The organism is Kitasatospora sp. NPDC089913 (genome assembly GCF_044748625.1).
Lineage (GTDB): Bacteria > Actinomycetota > Actinomycetes > Streptomycetales > Streptomycetaceae > Kitasatospora.
The window spans coordinates 27,795-43,771 of sequence record NZ_JBIVGI010000016.1; the positions used below are offsets into that span (position 1 = coordinate 27,795).

Consider the following 15,977-nt stretch of genomic DNA (forward strand, 5'->3'; position numbering starts at 1 on the left):
TTTCCGCCCCCCGTGCCGGGGGGGGGGCTTTTTTTTTTTTTTTTTTTTTTGGGGGGGGGGGGGGGGGGGGGGGGGCGGCGGGGGGGGGGGGGCGCCCCCCCACCGCCAGGGGAATCGCGGGCCGACCCGAGGTCAGCGGCAGGCCTCGAAGTAGTCGAAGCACTGCGAGGCGTTGTTGTTCCGCAGCTGCGGGATCAGGTTGGCGCCGGTGCCGCGCTTGATGTACTGGCTGACGCCGTAGCCGCCGGGGCTGTAGTAGATCGTCACGCTGTAGTTCTGGTTGTAGTTGAAGACCGAAGCCGCGTTGTTCCGGACGTACTGGCCGTTGCCGGCGCCGCCGCCGCCGAAGGTGTAGGTGGAGTTGACCTGGTAGGTCTCGTAGCCGCGGCTGCTGCCGTCGCCGTCGCCGAAGTAGGCGCCCTGGAAGTTGGGGCTGTAGAACAGGCAGGCGTCGTACGAGGCGCACCCGCCGCTGGAGGCGGAGGCGGGCGCGGCGGTGGCGACGGCGAAGCCGAGGGCGGCTATGGAGAGCACCCCGGCGGCGACCTTGTTGCGGATCTTCATGGACAACCCCGTTTCGGACGAGCGGTCGGAATGCCCCGCGATCCGGTGGAGAGCCCACCCGCCGCAGGCGTTGATCATCGAGGGCAAACGGAGTATCCGTGGTGCGATGACTTATCGTCAAGCCATGTCCGGCAGGAACGTTTGAGTTGTCCCGGCCAATTCCGGACTTCGGTCACCGGAGCGTCACGGAGCGACAGATCCCCCCCTGTGACGGGCCGCGCCGAGCGCGGAAGCCCTGGTGGGCGGCGGTGCGGTCCGGGCATGTCGGCGCCCTGCCGGGTGGTGGTGCCGCATTCCGGGTTTCCGCTCCACGGGATTCGCCGACGAATCGTGGCGTCGATTCGTCCCGGCCCGGAGGAGCGCCCGGGGTTCGGCGACGGCGGGATTGTCGGACCCGGGGGCTAGGCTCCGAGTCCGACAATCGCCGACGGCGTACCGGGCGGGCGGACGACGAGAGGGGTACGGACGTGACGATCACCGCGGGGCAGCTCAACCGGGCCACCCTCGAACGGCAACTGCTGGTGCGGCGGGAGGAGATCGGCGTCGCCGAGGCGGTGCGGCGGGTGGTCGCGCTGCAGGCGCAGCAGCCGGCCTCGCCCTACCTCGCACTGTGGAACCGGGTGGCCGGCTTCGACCCGGCCGAGCTCGACCGGGCCTTCGCGGAGCTGGGGATCGTGCGGTCCACGCTGATGCGGATCACTCTGCACGCCGTGCACGCCGACGACTTCGCGCCGTTCCGGGAGGCCGTCCATCCGTCGGTCCGGGGCTCCCGGCTGGGCGACGACCGGTTCACGGCCTCCGGTCTGACCGCCGCCGAGGGGGACGCGCTGGTCGCGGACGTGCTCGACTTCGGCGACCGGCCGCGCGCCGCCCCGGAGTTCGAGACCTGGCTCGCCGAGCGGCTCGGGGCCGAAGCGGCGCCGCCGGCCTGGTGGGGGCTGCGCCAGGTGGCGCCGCTGCTGCGCGCACCGGGGGAGGGGCACTGGTCGTTCGGCCACCGGCTCTCCTACGTCGCCCCGCCGGTCCGGCCGGTGCTCGGAGATCCGGAGGTGTACGCGGCCTCGTTGCGGACGCTCGTGCGGCGTTACCTGGCCGGCTTCGGTCCGGCCTCGGTGGCGGACGTGGCGCAGTTCGCGCTGGTGCAGCGCGGCCGGGCCAGGGAGGCGCTGCGGGTGCTGGCGGCCGAGGGCGGGGTCGAGCGCCTGGAGGGGCCGGACGGTGCGGAGCTGTTCGACCTCCCGGGTGCGTCGGTTCCGGACGCGGACCTGCCGGTGCCGCCCCGGCTGATGGCGATGTGGGACAGCGTCCTGCTGGCCCATGCCGACCGGAGCCGGATCGTCCCGCCCGAGTACCGCGCCCTGGTGGTCAAGCGCAACGGCGATGTGCTGCCGACCCTGCTCGTGGACGGCCGGGTGGCCGGGGTGTGGCGCACGGTCGAGGGCGGGGTCGAGGCGACGGCGTTCCACCCGCTGCCGGACTCGGCGTGGGAGCAGCTCGCCGCCGAGGCGCGCTCGCTGACGGCACTGCTCGCCGACCGCGAACCGCACGTCTACCGCCGGTACGACCACTGGTGGAGCAAGCCGGGTGCGCGGTCGGACGGTGCCGAGGTCCGGCTGCTGTCCGGGGCCTGAGCGGCTGCCGGGTGACAGCGGGGCTCAGACGAACGTGGCTGCGGTGGCGATCAGTGCGATCCAACCGGCGAGCGGGATGCCCAGGGTGGCCACGAACGGCAGCGGCCCCTGCAGCAGCACGGAGGCGCCGATGAAGGAGAGCAGGCCGATGCCGGGTCCGGAGCCCAGGCCGGCGTCACGGTTGCGCGACCGGGCCAGGCCGTTCACCGTCAGGGCCGACCCCACCGTGACCAGGGCGGCCACCTCCAGGGCGGGCAGGTGGGGGTCCCGGAAGGTGTCGGCGCGGTGCCCGCGGTAGGAGATCTCGACCGCTCGTGCGCGGAAGACCGTCACCCGCACGCTCGTACCGATCTGCACGTCGTCGTAGAAGTCCTGGTCGACGCTGTACATGCCCGCGGATGCGGTTTCGCGCGCCACGGTGAGCCAGTGGTCGCCGTTGTCCTTCCGCGCCGTCACCCTGCCGGTCTCGTAGCGGTTGCAGTCCGGCCCCGGCTCGGCGGCCGCGTCGCAGACCGGGGCGGTCCGGTAGCCGTGCATCTCGTCGTGGACGTCGAGGAACAGTCCGAAGCCGAGCACGGTGACGGCCAGCCCCGCCAGCACGAGGAACCCCTGGACCAGGAGGGCGCCCGTCGGCAGGGAGGCCCGCGCCCGCCGGTTGCCGCCGGGCGCCCCCGGATCCCTCATCCACGTCTCCATCGCCGCCCCCACGATCGCGCCCCGGCACCGCCCCGGTGCCCAGTAGGGATGCTGCCGGAGCCGCCGGTCGCCGGGGAGCAACTCGGCGTCGTTGTGACGGAGTTGTGGACGTTCGGCGGTGCGGGCGGGACACGGCGGCGAGATGTGCCGGTCCGGGGAGCTGCGCCGCCCGGTCACTCCGCGAAGCCGATCAATTGCCCGGCGAATTCCTGGCCGTCCGTCCGCCGCTCGGAGTGGAACGTCGACGGTGCCGACTTTCCACTCCGCCGGCCGGCGCGACCGGATGCCGCGAGAATGACGCCCAGTCACCGAAGGATTACGAAATTCGATGATTGAGGTGTACCTGCGGCTATTCGCGGACCAATTCCTACGGCCGTGGCGCCGTGGCCGGTTCATCACGCTTCGCGTTCGTCCGGCGCGGAATTCCGGAACGGCGGAACGACGCCGGACCGGGGAGCGGATCGGGGAGCGGACCGGGTGACCGCTCAGACCTGGAGCGAGGTCTCTATGCGCTTGAGGCTGTGCCGGGCGAGCGCGAGGTTGGCGCGCGAGCGGTCCAGTGCCAGGTAGAGGAAGAGCGAGCCGTGGCTGCTCGTGAGCGGGCGGATCAGGTGGTACTGGCCGCCCAGGGTGATCAGGATGTCCTCGATGACGTCGTCGATCGACAGCGCGGCCAGCGCCCGCACTTTGGCCCGCACGACCTCGGTGTTGACGGCCGCCGCGACCTCCAGGTCGAGCTCCGGCCCCCCGCCGAGGAAACCGAGTGACATACCGCTCTCGTGATCGGCCACGGCGACGCCGATCGCGCCCTCGATGGCCATCGCGTCCTTGAGTGCGTCGTCAATGTTCATGCGCTGTTCGTCCTTTGCGTAACTGCGGGGCAGAACTCCCGTGTGCGGGAACAAAGTAGCAAGAAGTCCCCCGCATCGGCCCCGTCGCGGAAATGATGGAATAAAGTACGCTGCCAACAGTTCAGAACACGAAGGGGTACCGGTGCGCGCACTCGAAGCCTCCCTCTCCGGTGTGCTCGGCTCCACCGGCGTGCTCGGCGCCGCGCTCGTCGACGCCGCCACCGGCCTCACCTACGGGGCGGTCGGCGACCAACGGCTGTTCGGCCCCGGGGCCGAACTGGCGGAGCTGGCCGCCCTGATCGGCGACCGGCTGTGCGAGGCCGGGGCCGACGGGGAGCTGGAGAGCGTCGTCGTCACCAGCACCCGGCACCACGAGGTGGTCCAGGTGCTGCCCCGTCAGGGCGATCCGCTGCTGCTGGCCACCGTGCTGGACCGGACGCGGGTCAACCTGGCACTGGCGCTGCGCCAGACCGCGGACGGCGCACGGGGCTTTGTGTCATGAGTCCGGACCTCCACGCACACGCTCACGACCGTGCCCACGCCCACGACCGCGCCCACTCCGGCCGGCGTCCGGCCGTCCGCAATGTGCCCGCGCACCTGCTGGCACTGCGGGACCAGGACTTCACCGGCTCGGTCGTCGTCTCCAGCGCACCCGGCGGCACCATCCACCTGGAGCACGGTCTGATCACGGCGATCGAGACCCCCGGCGCCCCGACCGCCGAGACGCTGTTGCTGAAGTCGGGGCGCATCGGCCAGGCGGACTGGGCGGCGGCGGAGACGACCGCCTCCTCCGTCGGCGCCGGCGACCTCGGCGCGGCCCTGGTCGCGCAGGGCTCGATCGGCGCCGCCGAACTCGAAGCGGTCTGCGCCTCCGCCGTCTTCGACGGTGCCTTCGCGCTGGTGCTGAGCCCGCCCGGGGCCTGGGAGACCGTCGCAGCCGCCCCGCCCGCCGGGCTCGCGCTGCGGCCCGGGATCGAGCCGAAGAGGCTCTTCGAGGAGACCGCCCGCCGGACGGCGCTGCTGACCCGTGCCTGGGGCCCGCCCGGCGAACTGGCCCGCACCCGGATCCGGCCCACCGCAGTGCCGGCAGGGGTTGTCGTCCGGATGCCCGCCCGCCACCGGGAGATCCTGGCCGCCGCGACCGGCCGCCGCACCGCGCGCGACATCGGCTTCGCACTGGGGCGGGGCGTGTTCGCGGTGCTGCTCGACCTCGTCCGGATGGACGCCCGGCAGCTGCTCCACCGGGAACCGGCCGACACCGTCCCGATGGCGCCGAGCGTCGCCCCCCGGACAGCGCCGGGCGAACCGCTCCCGGCCGACACCGGACGGCCCCTGCCGCGCCGCGTCCCCGGCGCACGGACCCCGGGCGGAGCGGGCTCGCCGGGCGCTCCGCAATGACCCGGCCGCCCATGACGACCGCGACGCGCACGACGGCAGTGACGACCGCGACGGCAGTGACGACCGCGACGAGCACGACGGCAGTGACGACAGTGACGAGCACGACGGCAGTGACGACAGCGATGACAGCGATGACAGTGACGACCGAGAAGAGCGCACCATGAGCAGCCAGACGCCGACCGCCGTGCTGGTCGACGAGTTGAAGTCCCTTCGTGAGCGGGTCATGGGCATCTCGGAGAGTGTCGTCTCCACCGCCGACGGCCTGCTGGTGGCCGCCGACACGGCCGCCGTCCACCCCGAGTCGGCCGCGGCCCTGTCGGCGGCGATGCTCGGTCTCGGCCGCCGCACCGCCGCCGAGGTCGGCGTGGGCGGGTTGCGGGAGGTGGTCACCCGCTGCGACGGCGGCTACGTCGTGGTGCTGGCGATCGGGGACCGGGCGCTGCTGATGGTCCTGGGCGACGAGGGCCTCGACCTCGCCGGACTGCACCGCGAGTCGCCCGCCACGGTCCGACGGCTGGCCGAGCTGCTGGGCATGGTCCCGGTGGGCTGAGCCGCCGGCCCACCACCGCCGGGTCTCCACCGCTGCGCCTTCCTCCTCTGCGCCCGCGCGGGCGGCCGCCCGGTACCTGCAGACGCGTTGCGCCCGGCCGGAAGCATTCCGCCGGGCGTTCGCGCGCTGTGCCACCCCGGCCCGTGACGCCGCCTCCGCCCGCCGCCTTCGCCCGCCGCGCCCGCCCGCCGCGCCCGCCCGCGCTTCCGCGAACCTTTCCGCCGGAATCGCCGACTGTCCTGGTGAGGCGGACGGACCGGGAAGAAGGAGAGGGAGGCGCGATGGGCGGCGAAGACGCCGGAGGAGATGCCGGTGGAGCAGGCGGCGGCGACCGGCGGCGCGACGCGCTGTTGGTGGTGCGCTGCCAGCTGGGCGAACGGGACGCGTTCGGCGAGCTGGTCGACGTCTGGCACGCGCCGCTCCGGCGCTACCTGCGGGGTGTGTCCGGCGGTTCCCCGCACCTCGCCGACGACCTCGCTCAGGAGACATGGGTCGCCGTGGTGCGCGGGTTGCCCGGGCTCCGGCAGCCGGAGCGGTTCGCGCCGTGGCTGTTCACCATCGCCCGGCGCACGCTCACCAATCACCTCCGGCAGGAGTACCAGGCGCTGGAGACCGCCGCACGGCCGTGGGCCACCTGGACCGGGGACGGGACCGGCGCTGGGGCCACCGGCCCCGGTGCCGCGGCGGATGCCGAAGCGGAGCTCAGGGCCGGGACCGGTGCCGGTGCCGACCAGCTGCTCGACGACGTCCTCACCACCATGCAGGTGGAGGCAGGACTCGTCGACCTCCCGCCGCAGGAGCGTGAGGTACTCATCCTCTTCCACCTGGAGGACCTTCCGCTGGCCGTGTGCGCCGACGTCCTCGGCGTCCCCACCGGCACCGTCAAGAGCAGACTGCACCGGGCCCGCCGCATGCTGCGGAGCGCCCTCGTCGAGAAGGGGTACGGAGCATGAGCGAGCGGAACACCGCCACCGGACGGGCCGGTGTGCCGGAGGGCCTGGCACGCGCGCTCGCGGCCGAGGTCTCCCTGGCCGCCCGGGTGCGGAACCTGGCCGTGGGCCTGGCGGGCGGCGGCGCGGCGGCCCTGGTCGCGGTGCTGTGGGCCACCGAGCCGCAGCCGTTGCCGGTCCGCACCCGGATCGCGTTCGCCGGACTGATCGCCCTCGGCCTCGCCTGGGCGGCCTTCGCCACCTGGACGCTGACCAGGAAGCGGCCGCTGTACGCCCGGGACCGGGTGCTGGCCGGCCGGCTCGCGCTGGCGGCGGCCGCGGCGACCGCCGGAGCGGGGACGGTGCTGGCCGTGCTCCGAGGCACCCCGGTGGAGGTACTGGTCACGGCCGTGACCGGCCTCGTCCTCGTCGCCGCCGCCGGGCTCGCGCTGCAGCGCGCGCGAGCCCGCCACCGCGAACTGCTGCGCCTGCGCGATGCCTTGCGGCCGGAGACCTCGTGATCCGGTGTCAGCCCCCGTGGACCACCTCCTGCTCCCAGGCCCCGCGCGGCTGGGTGTGCAGCCGCCAGTAGTGCTCCGCGATGTCGTCCGGGTCGAAGGCGGTGCCGGGGGCGACCGCGCCGGCCACCGTCACACTGGCGGCGTGCACGCCCGCCGCGCCGTACGTCCGGTCGAGCAGCGTGACGAGCGTGCGCACGCCCGCCTTGCCGAGGGACAGGCTGACGTACTCCGGTACGGGCTCGGGCATGCCGCCCGTCAGAAGCACGGTGCCCCGCCCGCGCTCCGCCATCCCCGGCGCGACATGCGCGGCGGCGGTCAGCGCGCCCACCACATTGACCGCCCAGGCGTCCAACTGGTCACGGGCGGAGGACTCCCCGACGGCGTCCGGCCGGATCAGCGCCGCGTTGTAGACCAGGACGTCGGGCTGCCCCAGCTCCTCCGCCAGCCCGTCGAGCGCGGACCTCAGCGCCACCTCGTCCGTGCTGTCGGCGGTGCGCACCGCGACCTTGCCGCCCGTCCGCCGCACGGCCCCGGCCACCGCCTCGGCCGTCGCCCCGCTCCGCGCGACCAGGCCGACCGGCAGGCCCTCCCGCGCGAACCGCAGCGCCACCGCCTGTCCGATCCCCGGCCCCGCTCCCACGATCACTGCTCCGGCCATGCTGTCTCTCCCCGTTCGTACGATCCTTGACCTCGCCAACACCCGGGCTTCACAGGCACATTCCCGTGCCCCAGTAGTTCACTCGTGCGAGTGGTCCGGCCCGCCGCGGGAACCTTCCGGACCGCGGTCGGTGCGGGTGGCAGCGCTGCCGTGCCCGGCTGTCCACCGCCGCCCACTGCCGCCCACGACTGTCCGAAGATGTCCGGACCTGTCCGTTCCGGGCGGCGGAACAGGCCTCCCGCACCCCGGGAACGGGCCCGGCACGAACCATCCTTGGCGCCGAAACCCGCAGGTCGCGCCGCCCGGGCTTCGGGTTATAGTGCCCACGTCAACGCCCGGGGGAGGGCCGGCCACGGGCTGCCGTCCCCGCGGCGGACCCGACGGACCGCCCCGGGGCCGTCCCTGACAGCCCGGGGCCGCCGCGGGGCCGCCCCGGGACCGCCCCGAGACAGGAACCGACCACGTTGCCCCGAGAGCGAGTTGCCGGAACGGCCGCGACACGGAGCCCGGCGCTCCGGTGCCGGGTCGCGCCGTGCGGAGCCCCGGGCCGTCGTCCGCGTCCTCCCGCCGCCTCCGGCCGGCCCGGCCGCCGGAGATCCTCGTTCCCCCTGACCCCGGCCTGAGCGCCCCGCCGTCGGCCCCGCGCACGGCCCTCGGCCCCGCGCACGCCGTCGGCCCGGAGCGTCGCCGCTTCCCCGTGCCGACCGTTCACGTCGACCGAGCACCCGTCACCCGAGCGCACGTCACCCGAGCACTCGTCATCAGGGCATCGAACGACTCGAGTTCGCGTCCCCCTAGCCCCGCGCCACCGGCGCCCCGCGCCGCCCGAGCACCTCGTCGTCCCCGCGCCCCCGGGCGCCCGCCCCCGAGAGGCCCGCCCCGCCCCATGGCCGAGACCCGCTTCAGCATCCTGTCCGAGGAGTTCGCCGCCGCGCCCGAGCGGCACTTCGGCCGGCTGCGCGAGCACGCGCCGGTGCACCACGAGCCGGCCGTCGACGCCTGGTTCCTCTCCCGCCACCGCGACGTCCGCCGGGTGCTGACCGACCACGAGGCGTTCACCACCGAGACGCTGCAGGTCCGTGCCGAGCCGGTGATGCGCGGCCCGGTGCTGGCGCAGATGACGGGGGCGGAGCACACCGCGAAGCGGCGGATCGTCGTGCGGGCGTTCACCGGCCCGGCGCTCCAGGAGCAGGTGCGCACCTTCCGCGCCAACGCCGTCGAACTCCTCGAGCCCCTGCTCGCCCGGGGCCGGATGGACCTCGTCAACGACTTCGGCAAGCCCTTCGCCGTCCGGGCCGCGCTGGACGTCCTCGGCCTGGACCGGGAGGACTGGCGGCGGGTCGCCGGATGGGTGGCCGGGGTCGGCGAGTTCGTCACCGCCGTCACCCTCACCGAGGAACGCCGCCGGGTCTGCCTGGAACTCGCCGGGGAGCTGGAGGCCCACCTCACCCCGATCGTCGAACGGCGCCGCCGCCACCCCGGCGCGGACCTGATATCCGCGCTCTGCGTGGCCGAGTTCGACGGCGTGGCGATGAGCACCCGCGAGGTGGTCGCGCTGATCGTGAACGTCCTGGTGGCCGCCGTCGAGCCCGCAGACAAGACCCTCGGCCTCCTCCTCAAGCACCTGATCGACCACCCGGAGCAGCTCGCGGACGTACGCCGGGACCCGTCGCTGCTTCCCGCCGCCATCGCCGAGACCCTGCGGTTCACCCCGCCCGTCCAGCTGGTGCCCAGGCAGGCCGAGCGGGACACCGGGTTCGCCGGCACCGTCGTCCCGGCCGGTGCCACCGTCTTCTGCATGATCGGCGCCGCCAACCGCGACCCCGAGGCCTTCACCGACCCGGACCGCTTCGACCTGCACCGCCCCGATCTCGGTGCCGCCCGCTCGTTCACCGCCGCCGCCCAGCACCTGGCCTTCGGCACCGGCCTGCACCAGTGCGTCGGCGCGGCCTTCGCCCGCGCGGAGATCGAGACGGTGGCCGCGCTGCTGCTGCCGCTGCTGGACGAGGTCCGTCCCACCCCCGGCTCCGGCTACCGGGAGAGCGGCCTCTACACCCGGGGCCCCGTCGCGCTGTCCCTGGACTTCACCCCCGTCCGCGGCCCGGCGGCCCTCCCGAACCACCACTGATCCCGCTCCCGACCCTCCTGGAGGACGACCGCCATGACCACCACCGACATCGGCCGGGCGCTCGACGACCTGCTGTTCGCCCCGGACCCGGACCTCCCGCTCGACGAAGCGGTGTCCCGGCACTTCACCCCCGACTACCGGCAGCGCACCAACGGGGTGTGGAGCGACCGGGCGGGCTTCGTCGAGCACATCGCCAAGCTGCGCTCCCTGGTGCGCGAGGGCCGGGTCGAGGTGCACGACGAACTCCGCGACGGCACCCGCTACGCCGACCGCCACACCGTCACCGTCACCAGGAACGACGGCCGCACCTCCCGCATCGAGGTGTACCTGTTCGCCGAACTCGCCGCCGACGGGCGGTTCGAGCGGGTCGAGGAGACCACGCTGCTCCTCACCGGGGACGAGGACGACCGCGACCTGGGATCGATCAGGTGAGCCCGCGCGGATCGGACCACGCGGACGGGGCGCGGGGCCGCGTCACGCCGGCGCGCCCCGTCACGAAAGCGGCCGTCACGAAAGCGGCCGTCACGACAGCGGCCGTCACGACGGCGGCCGTCACGACGGCGGCCGTCACGACGGCGGCCGCCGCGACCCGGCGCCGGCACGAGGGGAGGGGAGCCGTCATATGGCCTCCGTCAAGCAGAGACTGAGCAGCGCGCGGACCCAGGCCTTCGTCGGCCGCGAGGAGGAGTTCGACGGCTTCGCCCGGGCACTGGCCGGCGACCCGCGGGCGCCGTTCGCGTTCTACCTGCTCGGCCCGGGCGGCATCGGCAAGTCGACCCTGCTGCGCCGCCTCGCCGACCACGCCAGGTCGACCGGCCGGCTGCTGCTGGAGCTGGACGGCCGCTTCGTCGGCCGCGACCCGGCCGACTTCGAACGCGCCGCCGCGCCGTTCCTCGACGTCCCCGGCACGGTCCTGTTCGTCGATTCCTTCGAGCACTGCCAGTGGCTGGAGGGGTGGTTGTGGCAGCGCTTCCTGCCCCGCGCCGCCGACGACACCCTGGTGGTACTGGCCGGGCGCCTCGCCCCGCAGCCCCAGTGGACCGCCGACCCCGCCTGGTCCGGGCTGCTCCGGGTGCTCGAACTCGGCCCCTTCTCCGAGACGCAGGCCCGCAGCCTGCTGGGCGCCGCCCGGGTGCCGCCCCAACTGCGCGAACGCGTCCTGCGGTTCGCCGGCGGCAACCCGCTGGCGCTCTCCCTCGCGGCCGCCGCCGGCGAGGACGACTGGAGCCGCGAGGGTGTCTGGGCGCCCTCCGCCGACGTTCTGCGCACCCTGCTGTCCGGCCTGGTCGGCGAGGTGCCGACGGCCGCCCACCGGCGGGCCCTGGAAGTGGCGGCGCAGGCCTACTCGACCTCCGAGGAACTGCTCGCCGCCGTCCTGCCCGACGAGGACGCCCACCGGCTCTTCGGCTGGCTCCGGAGCCTGCCGTTCATGGAGTCCGGCCACCGCGGCCTGTACCCGCACGACGCCGCCCGCGAGACCCTCGCCGCCGACCTGCGCTGGCGGGCCCCCAACGCCTTCGCCGAGGTGCGCCGACGGCTGGCCGAGGAGTACCTGCGGCTGCTGCGCGAGGCCCCCGAGGAACAGGTCTGGACCGTCACCGACGAGCTCCTCCACCTGTTCCGGGACGGCGAGCTGGTGGCCCGGCTGCGCACCTGGTCGCGCGAGGACGAGGTGCACGACCGGCCGCTGCACCCCGACGACCTCGACACGGTGCTCCGGATGGCCACCGAGACCGAGGGGCCGGAGTCCGCCGGACTGGTCCGCTACTGGGCACGGCGCCAGCCCGAGGCGTTCAGCGTCTACCGGCTGGTGAGCACGGGCCGGGTGGTGGCGTTCACGGCCCGGCTCGCCCTCTCCGCGCCCGCCGACCCCGAGGACCTCGCCACCGACCCGGTGGTGGCCGCCGCCTGGGCGTACACCGAGGCCACCGCGCCGGTACGGCCCGGCGAGCACATCGGCGTCAGCCGCTTCACCGTCTACCCCGAGCGCTACCAGGTGCCCTCGCGGGTGATCGACCTCAGCTCCTCCCGGGCCCAGGCCGAGTCCGCCCGCGCCCGGGCCCGCGCCTACGGCTTCGCGGTCTGGCGCGACGCCGACACCTGGGCCGCCCGGGTCAGGGGCAGCCTCACCGACACCGGTGCCCGGCCCCGCGTCGGCGCGCACAGCTACGGCGTGTTCGGCGTCGACTGGCGGCAGGTGCCGGTCGAGACCTGGCTGCGCCACCTCATGACGTCGACGCCCGTGCCGGTCCGGGCCGGGCCGTCCGGGGTCTCCAGGACGGCCTTCGACCAGGCGGTCCGGGAGGCGTTCGCGCACTGGCGCGACCCGGGCGCGTTCGCCGCCTGCGCCCTGCTGCGCACCCGGCTCGCGGCCGACCTGGAGGAGCCGGTCGAGGAGTTGCGGGGCCTGCTGCGGCAGGCCGTGGAGGACCTCGCCCAGGACCCGCGCGGCGCCCGTGCCCGCGAGGCCCTGACGGCCGGCTACTTCTCCGGCGCGCCGACCCAGGAGGGCGCGGCCCGCCGGCTGGGCCTGCCGTACGGGACGTACCGGCGGCATCTGCGGCAGGGGCTCGACCTGCTGTGCGAGGCGCTGTGGCAGCAGGAGCTGCACGGCTCGCGCTGAGCGGGGTGCGGGTGCGGCCACCGACCCCCGTGCCCCCGGGCGCGGGGGTCCTCGGCGTCCCCTCCCGCGTCACCGGTCCCACCGGCCGCACGGTCGTCACGCGCCGCGCCCGCCAGGGACGGACGCCGCGCGGTCGTCACCCGGTGCGCCCCGCAGGAACGGACGCCGCGCGGTCGTCACGCGCCGCGCCCGCCGGGGACGGACGCCGCACGGTCGTCACCCGTCGTGCCCGCCAGGAACGGACGCAGCAGCGCGAGCAGGGCGTCAGGCCGGTGCAGCGGGACGATGTGGCCGCAGTCCTCGACGAGGTGTCCGGTGAGATCGTCGGTGACCGGGCGGAGCTGGCGTTCCAGGGCCGCGCCGACCGGCCGGGCGCCCACCGCCATCGTCGGCACCGTCAGACGGGCCGAGGCGACCGCCCGCCCGATCTGCGCCGCGCTCTCGGGCAGTGCCCGGTAGTACGAGAACGCGCGGCCCAACGCCGGGCGCCCGGTGTACGCGCGGACGAAGGCGTCCCGGAGGGCGGGGCGCACCCCGTCGCCGAGCGTGCCGGCATTCAGGAACCAGTCGACGTAGGCGGCCTCGTGGCCCTCCAGCACGGTCTCGGCCAGGCCGGGCGCGGCGGCGTGGAAGCCGAACCACCACGGCGGCCCGTCGGCCAGGAAGTCCTCCGCCCCGGGCAGCCCGCCCAGAACGGCTTCCACGAGGACCAGGCGCCGGACCGGGCCGGGGCGGCGCATGGCGAGGAGGAAGGCCGGCGCGGCACCCGCGTCGATGCCCACCACCGCGGCCGAGGACACGCCGAGCGCGGTGAGGAGCGCCGCGGCGTCCTCGGCCAGGGTGGCCGCGTCGTACCCGGTGGCGGTCCCGCCGCCGGCGTCGTACCCGGTGGCGGTCCCGCCGCTCGCGCCCAACCCGCGCAGGTCCGGGGCGATGACGCGGTAGTGGTCGGACAGACCGGCCATGACGTCCGTCCACAGCTCCCAGGTGTGCGGGAACCCGTGCAGCAGCAGGACGGCCGGGCCTGATCCGGCGAGGGCGACGTTCAGTTCGACACCGTTGACGGGGAGGCGCCGCAGCTCGGGCACGGTGAGGCTCCAAAGGCGTGGTGAGGAATGGTGACCACCTCACGCTAGGGAACTACCGTGGTGCCTCCAAGACGGCACTTCTCCTTCAGGTGGTGAGCCCCGAGTGGCCACATCGACGCCCGGCGAGCCCGGCCGACAGTCCGGCGAACGGGGCCGACAGCCCGGTGGCCCCGGCCGACAGTCAGGCGAACGGGGCGATCTGCTGAATCCGCTCTGCCCGACCCGCCGACTGCTCGACCGCCTCGGCACCAAGTGGACGTCGATGGCGGTCAAGGTGCTGGCCGAGGAGGCCCCGGACGAACTCCGCTTCGCGGAACTGCGGCGCCGGATCCCCGGCATCTCCCAGAAGATGCTGTCCGTCACCCTGCAGAGCCTCGTTCGCGACGGCCTGGTCGCCCGCCGGGTGGAACCCACCGTCCCACCCGCCGTCCACTACCGCCTCACCGACCTCGGCCTCTCCCTCGAGGGCCCGCTCTCCGCCCTGCGCCACTGGGCCGAGACGCACATGTCCCTGATCGACCACCACAACCGCCTCGCCGACGGGCCGTCCTCCGCCTAGGGCCGTCCGTCGGCGAGGCGGTCGTGGTGGTCACGGCGGTTCCCCTCCCTGCTCCGAGTGGACAGCCGCGGACAGTGGTGGACAGTGTCCGGACCCCGTCGGGCCTGGCAGGTGGACAGCCGTCGGCCCGAATCTGTGGCCATGAACGTTGCACCGACACCCGAACCGGCATCGGCATCGGCACCGGCACCCGAACCGGCACCCGAACCGGCACCGCCGCCGAATGCACCGGTACCGGTACCGCCGCCGGAAGCACCGGCGGCGGGCCGCCCCGGCTCCCCGGGAGCGGCCCTCGCGGCCCTCGCCGGGGCCCAGTTCACCGTCATGCTCGCCACCTCGATCGTCAATGTGGCACTCCCGCAGATCCGGGCCGGGACCGGCGTCTCCGACGGTGCCGTCACCTGGGTGGTCAACGCCTACGGCCTGGCGTTCGGGGCGCTGCTCCCGGCCGGCGGGCGGGCGGCCGATCTGCTCGGCCGCCGCCGGGTGCTGACCGCCGGGGTCGCGCTGTTCGCGGTGGCCTCGCTGGCGGCGGGCCTGGCCACCGCCCCGGCGCCGCTGATCGCCGCCCGGGCCGTCCAGGGCCTCGCGGCGGCGGCGATCGCCCCGGCGGCGCTGGCCCTGGCGATGACGCAGTTCCCCGGCGGGCAGGGGCGCGGCAGGGCGCTGGGCGTGTGGGGCGCGGTCTCCGGCGCGGGCGGGGCGGGCGGCGTCCTGCTGGGCGGGGTGCTCACCCAGGCGTGGGGCTGGCCCTGGATCTTCCACTCGGTGGCGCTGGGCTCGGCGCTGGTGCTCGCGGCGGTGCTGGTCCTGGTGCCGCCGGAGCCCGTCCGGGCGTCGCTCCGGAAGACCCCCTCCGGGGCCGACCCCGCCGCCGACGGCACGCCGGTGCGGCCCGGGCGGCGGGCCCCGGGAGCCGCCGCAGGGTTCGACCTGCCCGGCACCGTGACCGTCACCCTCGCCCTGACCTGCCTGGTCTGGGGCCTGACCACCGCACGCGGCGCCGGCTGGGGCGACGGCGGCGTGCTCGGCGCTCTGGCCGCGGCCGTCGCCCTCCTCGCCGCCTTCGTCGCGATCGAGCGCCGCCGCCCGGATGCGCTGATCCCGCCCGGACTGCTCGGCACCGGACGGGTGGCCGTCGGGAACGTGCTGATGGCGCTGCTGGGATCGGTCTGGATCGCCCTGTTCTTCTTCCTCCCGCTCTACCAGCAGCAGGTCCTCGGCTCGGGGCCACTGGCCACCGGGGCGGGCCAACTCCCGCTCGCCGCCGCCAATATGCTCGGCGCTGCGCTGGCGCCGCGACTGGCCCGGCGGGTCGGTTCCACCGCGACCACGACGGCCGCCCTGCTGACCGAGGCGCTCGGCCTGCTGTGGCTGTCCGGGATCGACGCCGACGGCGGCTACGTCACGGACATCCTCGGCCCGAGCCTGCTGGTCGGACTCGGCCTCGGCATCGCGTTCGTCCAGCTCACCGCGCTCGCCGTGGACGGCGTCCCGGCGCGGCAGGCCGGCCTGGCCGGCGGTCTGGTGAACACCACCCGGCAGGTCGGCGGCGCGATCGGGCTCGCCGTCCTGACCACCCTGGCCGGCTCCGTGACCGGCGCGGCCCACGGGCCCCACCTGGAGGCGCAGACCGCCGGATACCGCGCCGCCTTCGCGGTCTCCGCCGCCGTCCTGGCGGCGACCGCGGTGCTCGCGGTCCTGCTGGCCCGCTGCACCGGCCGCCGCAAGGCCGCGGCCGCGCCGGGTGCCGTCCGCGCGGAACCCGCCGTCTGACGCCT

16 protein-coding genes are annotated in these 15,977 nt (G+C 74.9%); 11 read left to right on the top strand and 5 right to left on the bottom strand.

Translation table 11 applies throughout. From position 1 onward, the window contains the following. Positions 1–132: 132 nt before the first annotated feature. A complete protein-coding gene (locus ACIPYS_RS23690) occupies positions 133–564 on the bottom strand; it encodes a hypothetical protein (protein ID WP_093863025.1) in 432 nt (143 codons plus the stop codon). Positions 565–1,031: 467 nt separating this feature from the next. Here ACIPYS_RS23690 and ACIPYS_RS23695 point away from each other — a divergent pair, with 467 nt between their 5' ends. Further along, positions 1,032–2,195, top strand: coding sequence for a winged helix DNA-binding domain-containing protein (locus tag ACIPYS_RS23695; RefSeq protein ID WP_400749158.1), 1,164 nt, complete (start codon positions 1,032–1,034; stop codon positions 2,193–2,195). 24 nt (positions 2,196–2,219) lie between these two features. Here the strand turns inward: ACIPYS_RS23695 and ACIPYS_RS23700 are convergent, their stop codons facing one another. Continuing rightward, a complete protein-coding gene (locus ACIPYS_RS23700; protein WP_400749161.1) occupies positions 2,220–2,879 on the bottom strand; it encodes a hypothetical protein in 660 nt (219 codons plus the stop codon). Positions 2,880–3,376: 497 nt separating this feature from the next. Continuing rightward, positions 3,377–3,742 carry a hypothetical protein gene (locus ACIPYS_RS23705; RefSeq protein ID WP_380607236.1) on the bottom strand — a complete coding sequence of 122 codons (366 nt, stop codon included), beginning with the start codon at positions 3,740–3,742 and terminating at the stop codon, positions 3,377–3,379. A 142-nt stretch (positions 3,743–3,884) separates the two neighbouring features. Between ACIPYS_RS23705 and ACIPYS_RS23710 the strand changes: the two genes are divergently transcribed. The 5 genes from ACIPYS_RS23710 (at position 3,885) to ACIPYS_RS23730 (ending at position 7,140) form a co-directional block, all read left to right on the top strand. Then, complete coding sequence (locus ACIPYS_RS23710) at positions 3,885–4,244, top strand: hypothetical protein (protein WP_093863028.1); 360 nt, start codon at positions 3,885–3,887, stop codon at positions 4,242–4,244. Next, positions 4,241–5,140: a hypothetical protein gene (locus ACIPYS_RS23715; protein ID WP_400749165.1), complete on the top strand. Its 900-nt coding sequence runs from the start codon at positions 4,241–4,243 to the stop codon at positions 5,138–5,140. The genes ACIPYS_RS23710 and ACIPYS_RS23715 overlap by 4 nt, the downstream gene beginning before the upstream one ends. Positions 5,141–5,300: 160 nt before the next feature. Continuing rightward, the gene (locus tag ACIPYS_RS23720; RefSeq protein ID WP_400749168.1) at positions 5,301–5,690 is read left to right on the top strand and encodes a roadblock/LC7 domain-containing protein; all 390 of its coding nucleotides are present in this window, start codon (positions 5,301–5,303) and stop codon (positions 5,688–5,690) included. A gap of 281 nt (positions 5,691–5,971) precedes the next feature. Then, positions 5,972–6,643: an RNA polymerase sigma factor gene (locus ACIPYS_RS23725; RefSeq protein WP_400749171.1), complete on the top strand. Its 672-nt coding sequence runs from the start codon at positions 5,972–5,974 to the stop codon at positions 6,641–6,643. After that, positions 6,640–7,140, top strand: coding sequence for a transmembrane transport protein (locus ACIPYS_RS23730; protein WP_400749174.1), 501 nt, complete (start codon positions 6,640–6,642; stop codon positions 7,138–7,140). Before ACIPYS_RS23725 ends, ACIPYS_RS23730 begins: the two co-directional genes overlap by 4 nt. A gap of 7 nt (positions 7,141–7,147) precedes the next feature. On the opposite strand, the gene ACIPYS_RS23735 is transcribed toward ACIPYS_RS23730, so the two are convergent. Next, positions 7,148–7,798, bottom strand: coding sequence for an SDR family NAD(P)-dependent oxidoreductase (locus ACIPYS_RS23735; protein ID WP_093863032.1), 651 nt, complete (start codon positions 7,796–7,798; stop codon positions 7,148–7,150). A gap of 886 nt (positions 7,799–8,684) precedes the next feature. Here ACIPYS_RS23735 and ACIPYS_RS23740 point away from each other — a divergent pair. The 3 genes from ACIPYS_RS23740 to ACIPYS_RS23750 all read left to right on the top strand — a co-directional run bounded on the left by ACIPYS_RS23740 (position 8,685) and on the right by ACIPYS_RS23750 (position 12,549). Beyond that, a complete protein-coding gene (locus ACIPYS_RS23740) occupies positions 8,685–9,926 on the top strand; it encodes a cytochrome P450 (protein WP_400749178.1) in 1,242 nt (413 codons plus the stop codon). A 33-nt stretch (positions 9,927–9,959) separates the two neighbouring features. Next, positions 9,960–10,358 carry a nuclear transport factor 2 family protein gene (locus tag ACIPYS_RS23745; RefSeq protein WP_400749181.1) on the top strand — a complete coding sequence of 133 codons (399 nt, stop codon included), beginning with the start codon at positions 9,960–9,962 and terminating at the stop codon, positions 10,356–10,358. Between the two features lie 190 nt (positions 10,359–10,548). Continuing rightward, the gene (locus ACIPYS_RS23750; RefSeq protein ID WP_400749184.1) at positions 10,549–12,549 is read left to right on the top strand and encodes an ATP-binding protein; all 2,001 of its coding nucleotides are present in this window, start codon (positions 10,549–10,551) and stop codon (positions 12,547–12,549) included. Between the two features lie 176 nt (positions 12,550–12,725). On the opposite strand, the gene ACIPYS_RS23755 is transcribed toward ACIPYS_RS23750, so the two are convergent. Further along, positions 12,726–13,637: an alpha/beta fold hydrolase gene (locus tag ACIPYS_RS23755; protein ID WP_400749187.1), complete on the bottom strand. Its 912-nt coding sequence runs from the start codon at positions 13,635–13,637 to the stop codon at positions 12,726–12,728. A 199-nt stretch (positions 13,638–13,836) separates the two neighbouring features. On the opposite strand from ACIPYS_RS23755, the gene ACIPYS_RS23760 reads away from it, so the two are divergent. Further along, complete coding sequence (locus ACIPYS_RS23760; protein WP_400749499.1) at positions 13,837–14,196, top strand: winged helix-turn-helix transcriptional regulator; 360 nt, start codon at positions 13,837–13,839, stop codon at positions 14,194–14,196. Positions 14,197–14,337: 141 nt separating this feature from the next. Next, positions 14,338–15,972, top strand: coding sequence for an MFS transporter (locus tag ACIPYS_RS23765; RefSeq protein ID WP_400749190.1), 1,635 nt, complete (start codon positions 14,338–14,340; stop codon positions 15,970–15,972). The last annotated feature ends 5 nt before the right edge of the window (positions 15,973–15,977 follow it).

Excerpts from the sequence above, each read along its gene's own strand:
- ACIPYS_RS23690 (WP_093863025.1), bottom strand. The coding sequence starts at position 564 with ATGAAGATCCGCAACAAGGTCGCCGCCGGGGTGCTCTCCATAGCCGCC.
- ACIPYS_RS23700 (WP_400749161.1), bottom strand. The coding sequence starts at position 2,879 with ATGAGGGATCCGGGGGCGCCCGGCGGCAACCGGCGGGCGCGGGCCTCC.
- ACIPYS_RS23705 (WP_380607236.1), bottom strand. The coding sequence starts at position 3,742 with ATGAACATTGACGACGCACTCAAGGACGCGATGGCCATCGAGGGCGCG.
- ACIPYS_RS23715 (WP_400749165.1), top strand. The coding sequence starts at position 4,241 with ATGAGTCCGGACCTCCACGCACACGCTCACGACCGTGCCCACGCCCAC.
- ACIPYS_RS23720 (WP_400749168.1), top strand. The coding sequence starts at position 5,301 with ATGAGCAGCCAGACGCCGACCGCCGTGCTGGTCGACGAGTTGAAGTCC.
- ACIPYS_RS23725 (WP_400749171.1), top strand. The coding sequence starts at position 5,972 with ATGGGCGGCGAAGACGCCGGAGGAGATGCCGGTGGAGCAGGCGGCGGC.
- ACIPYS_RS23730 (WP_400749174.1), top strand. The coding sequence starts at position 6,640 with ATGAGCGAGCGGAACACCGCCACCGGACGGGCCGGTGTGCCGGAGGGC.
- ACIPYS_RS23735 (WP_093863032.1), bottom strand. The coding sequence starts at position 7,798 with ATGGCCGGAGCAGTGATCGTGGGAGCGGGGCCGGGGATCGGACAGGCG.
- ACIPYS_RS23740 (WP_400749178.1), top strand. The coding sequence starts at position 8,685 with ATGGCCGAGACCCGCTTCAGCATCCTGTCCGAGGAGTTCGCCGCCGCG.
- ACIPYS_RS23745 (WP_400749181.1), top strand. The coding sequence starts at position 9,960 with ATGACCACCACCGACATCGGCCGGGCGCTCGACGACCTGCTGTTCGCC.
- ACIPYS_RS23750 (WP_400749184.1), top strand. The coding sequence starts at position 10,549 with ATGGCCTCCGTCAAGCAGAGACTGAGCAGCGCGCGGACCCAGGCCTTC.
- ACIPYS_RS23765 (WP_400749190.1), top strand. The coding sequence starts at position 14,338 with ATGAACGTTGCACCGACACCCGAACCGGCATCGGCATCGGCACCGGCA.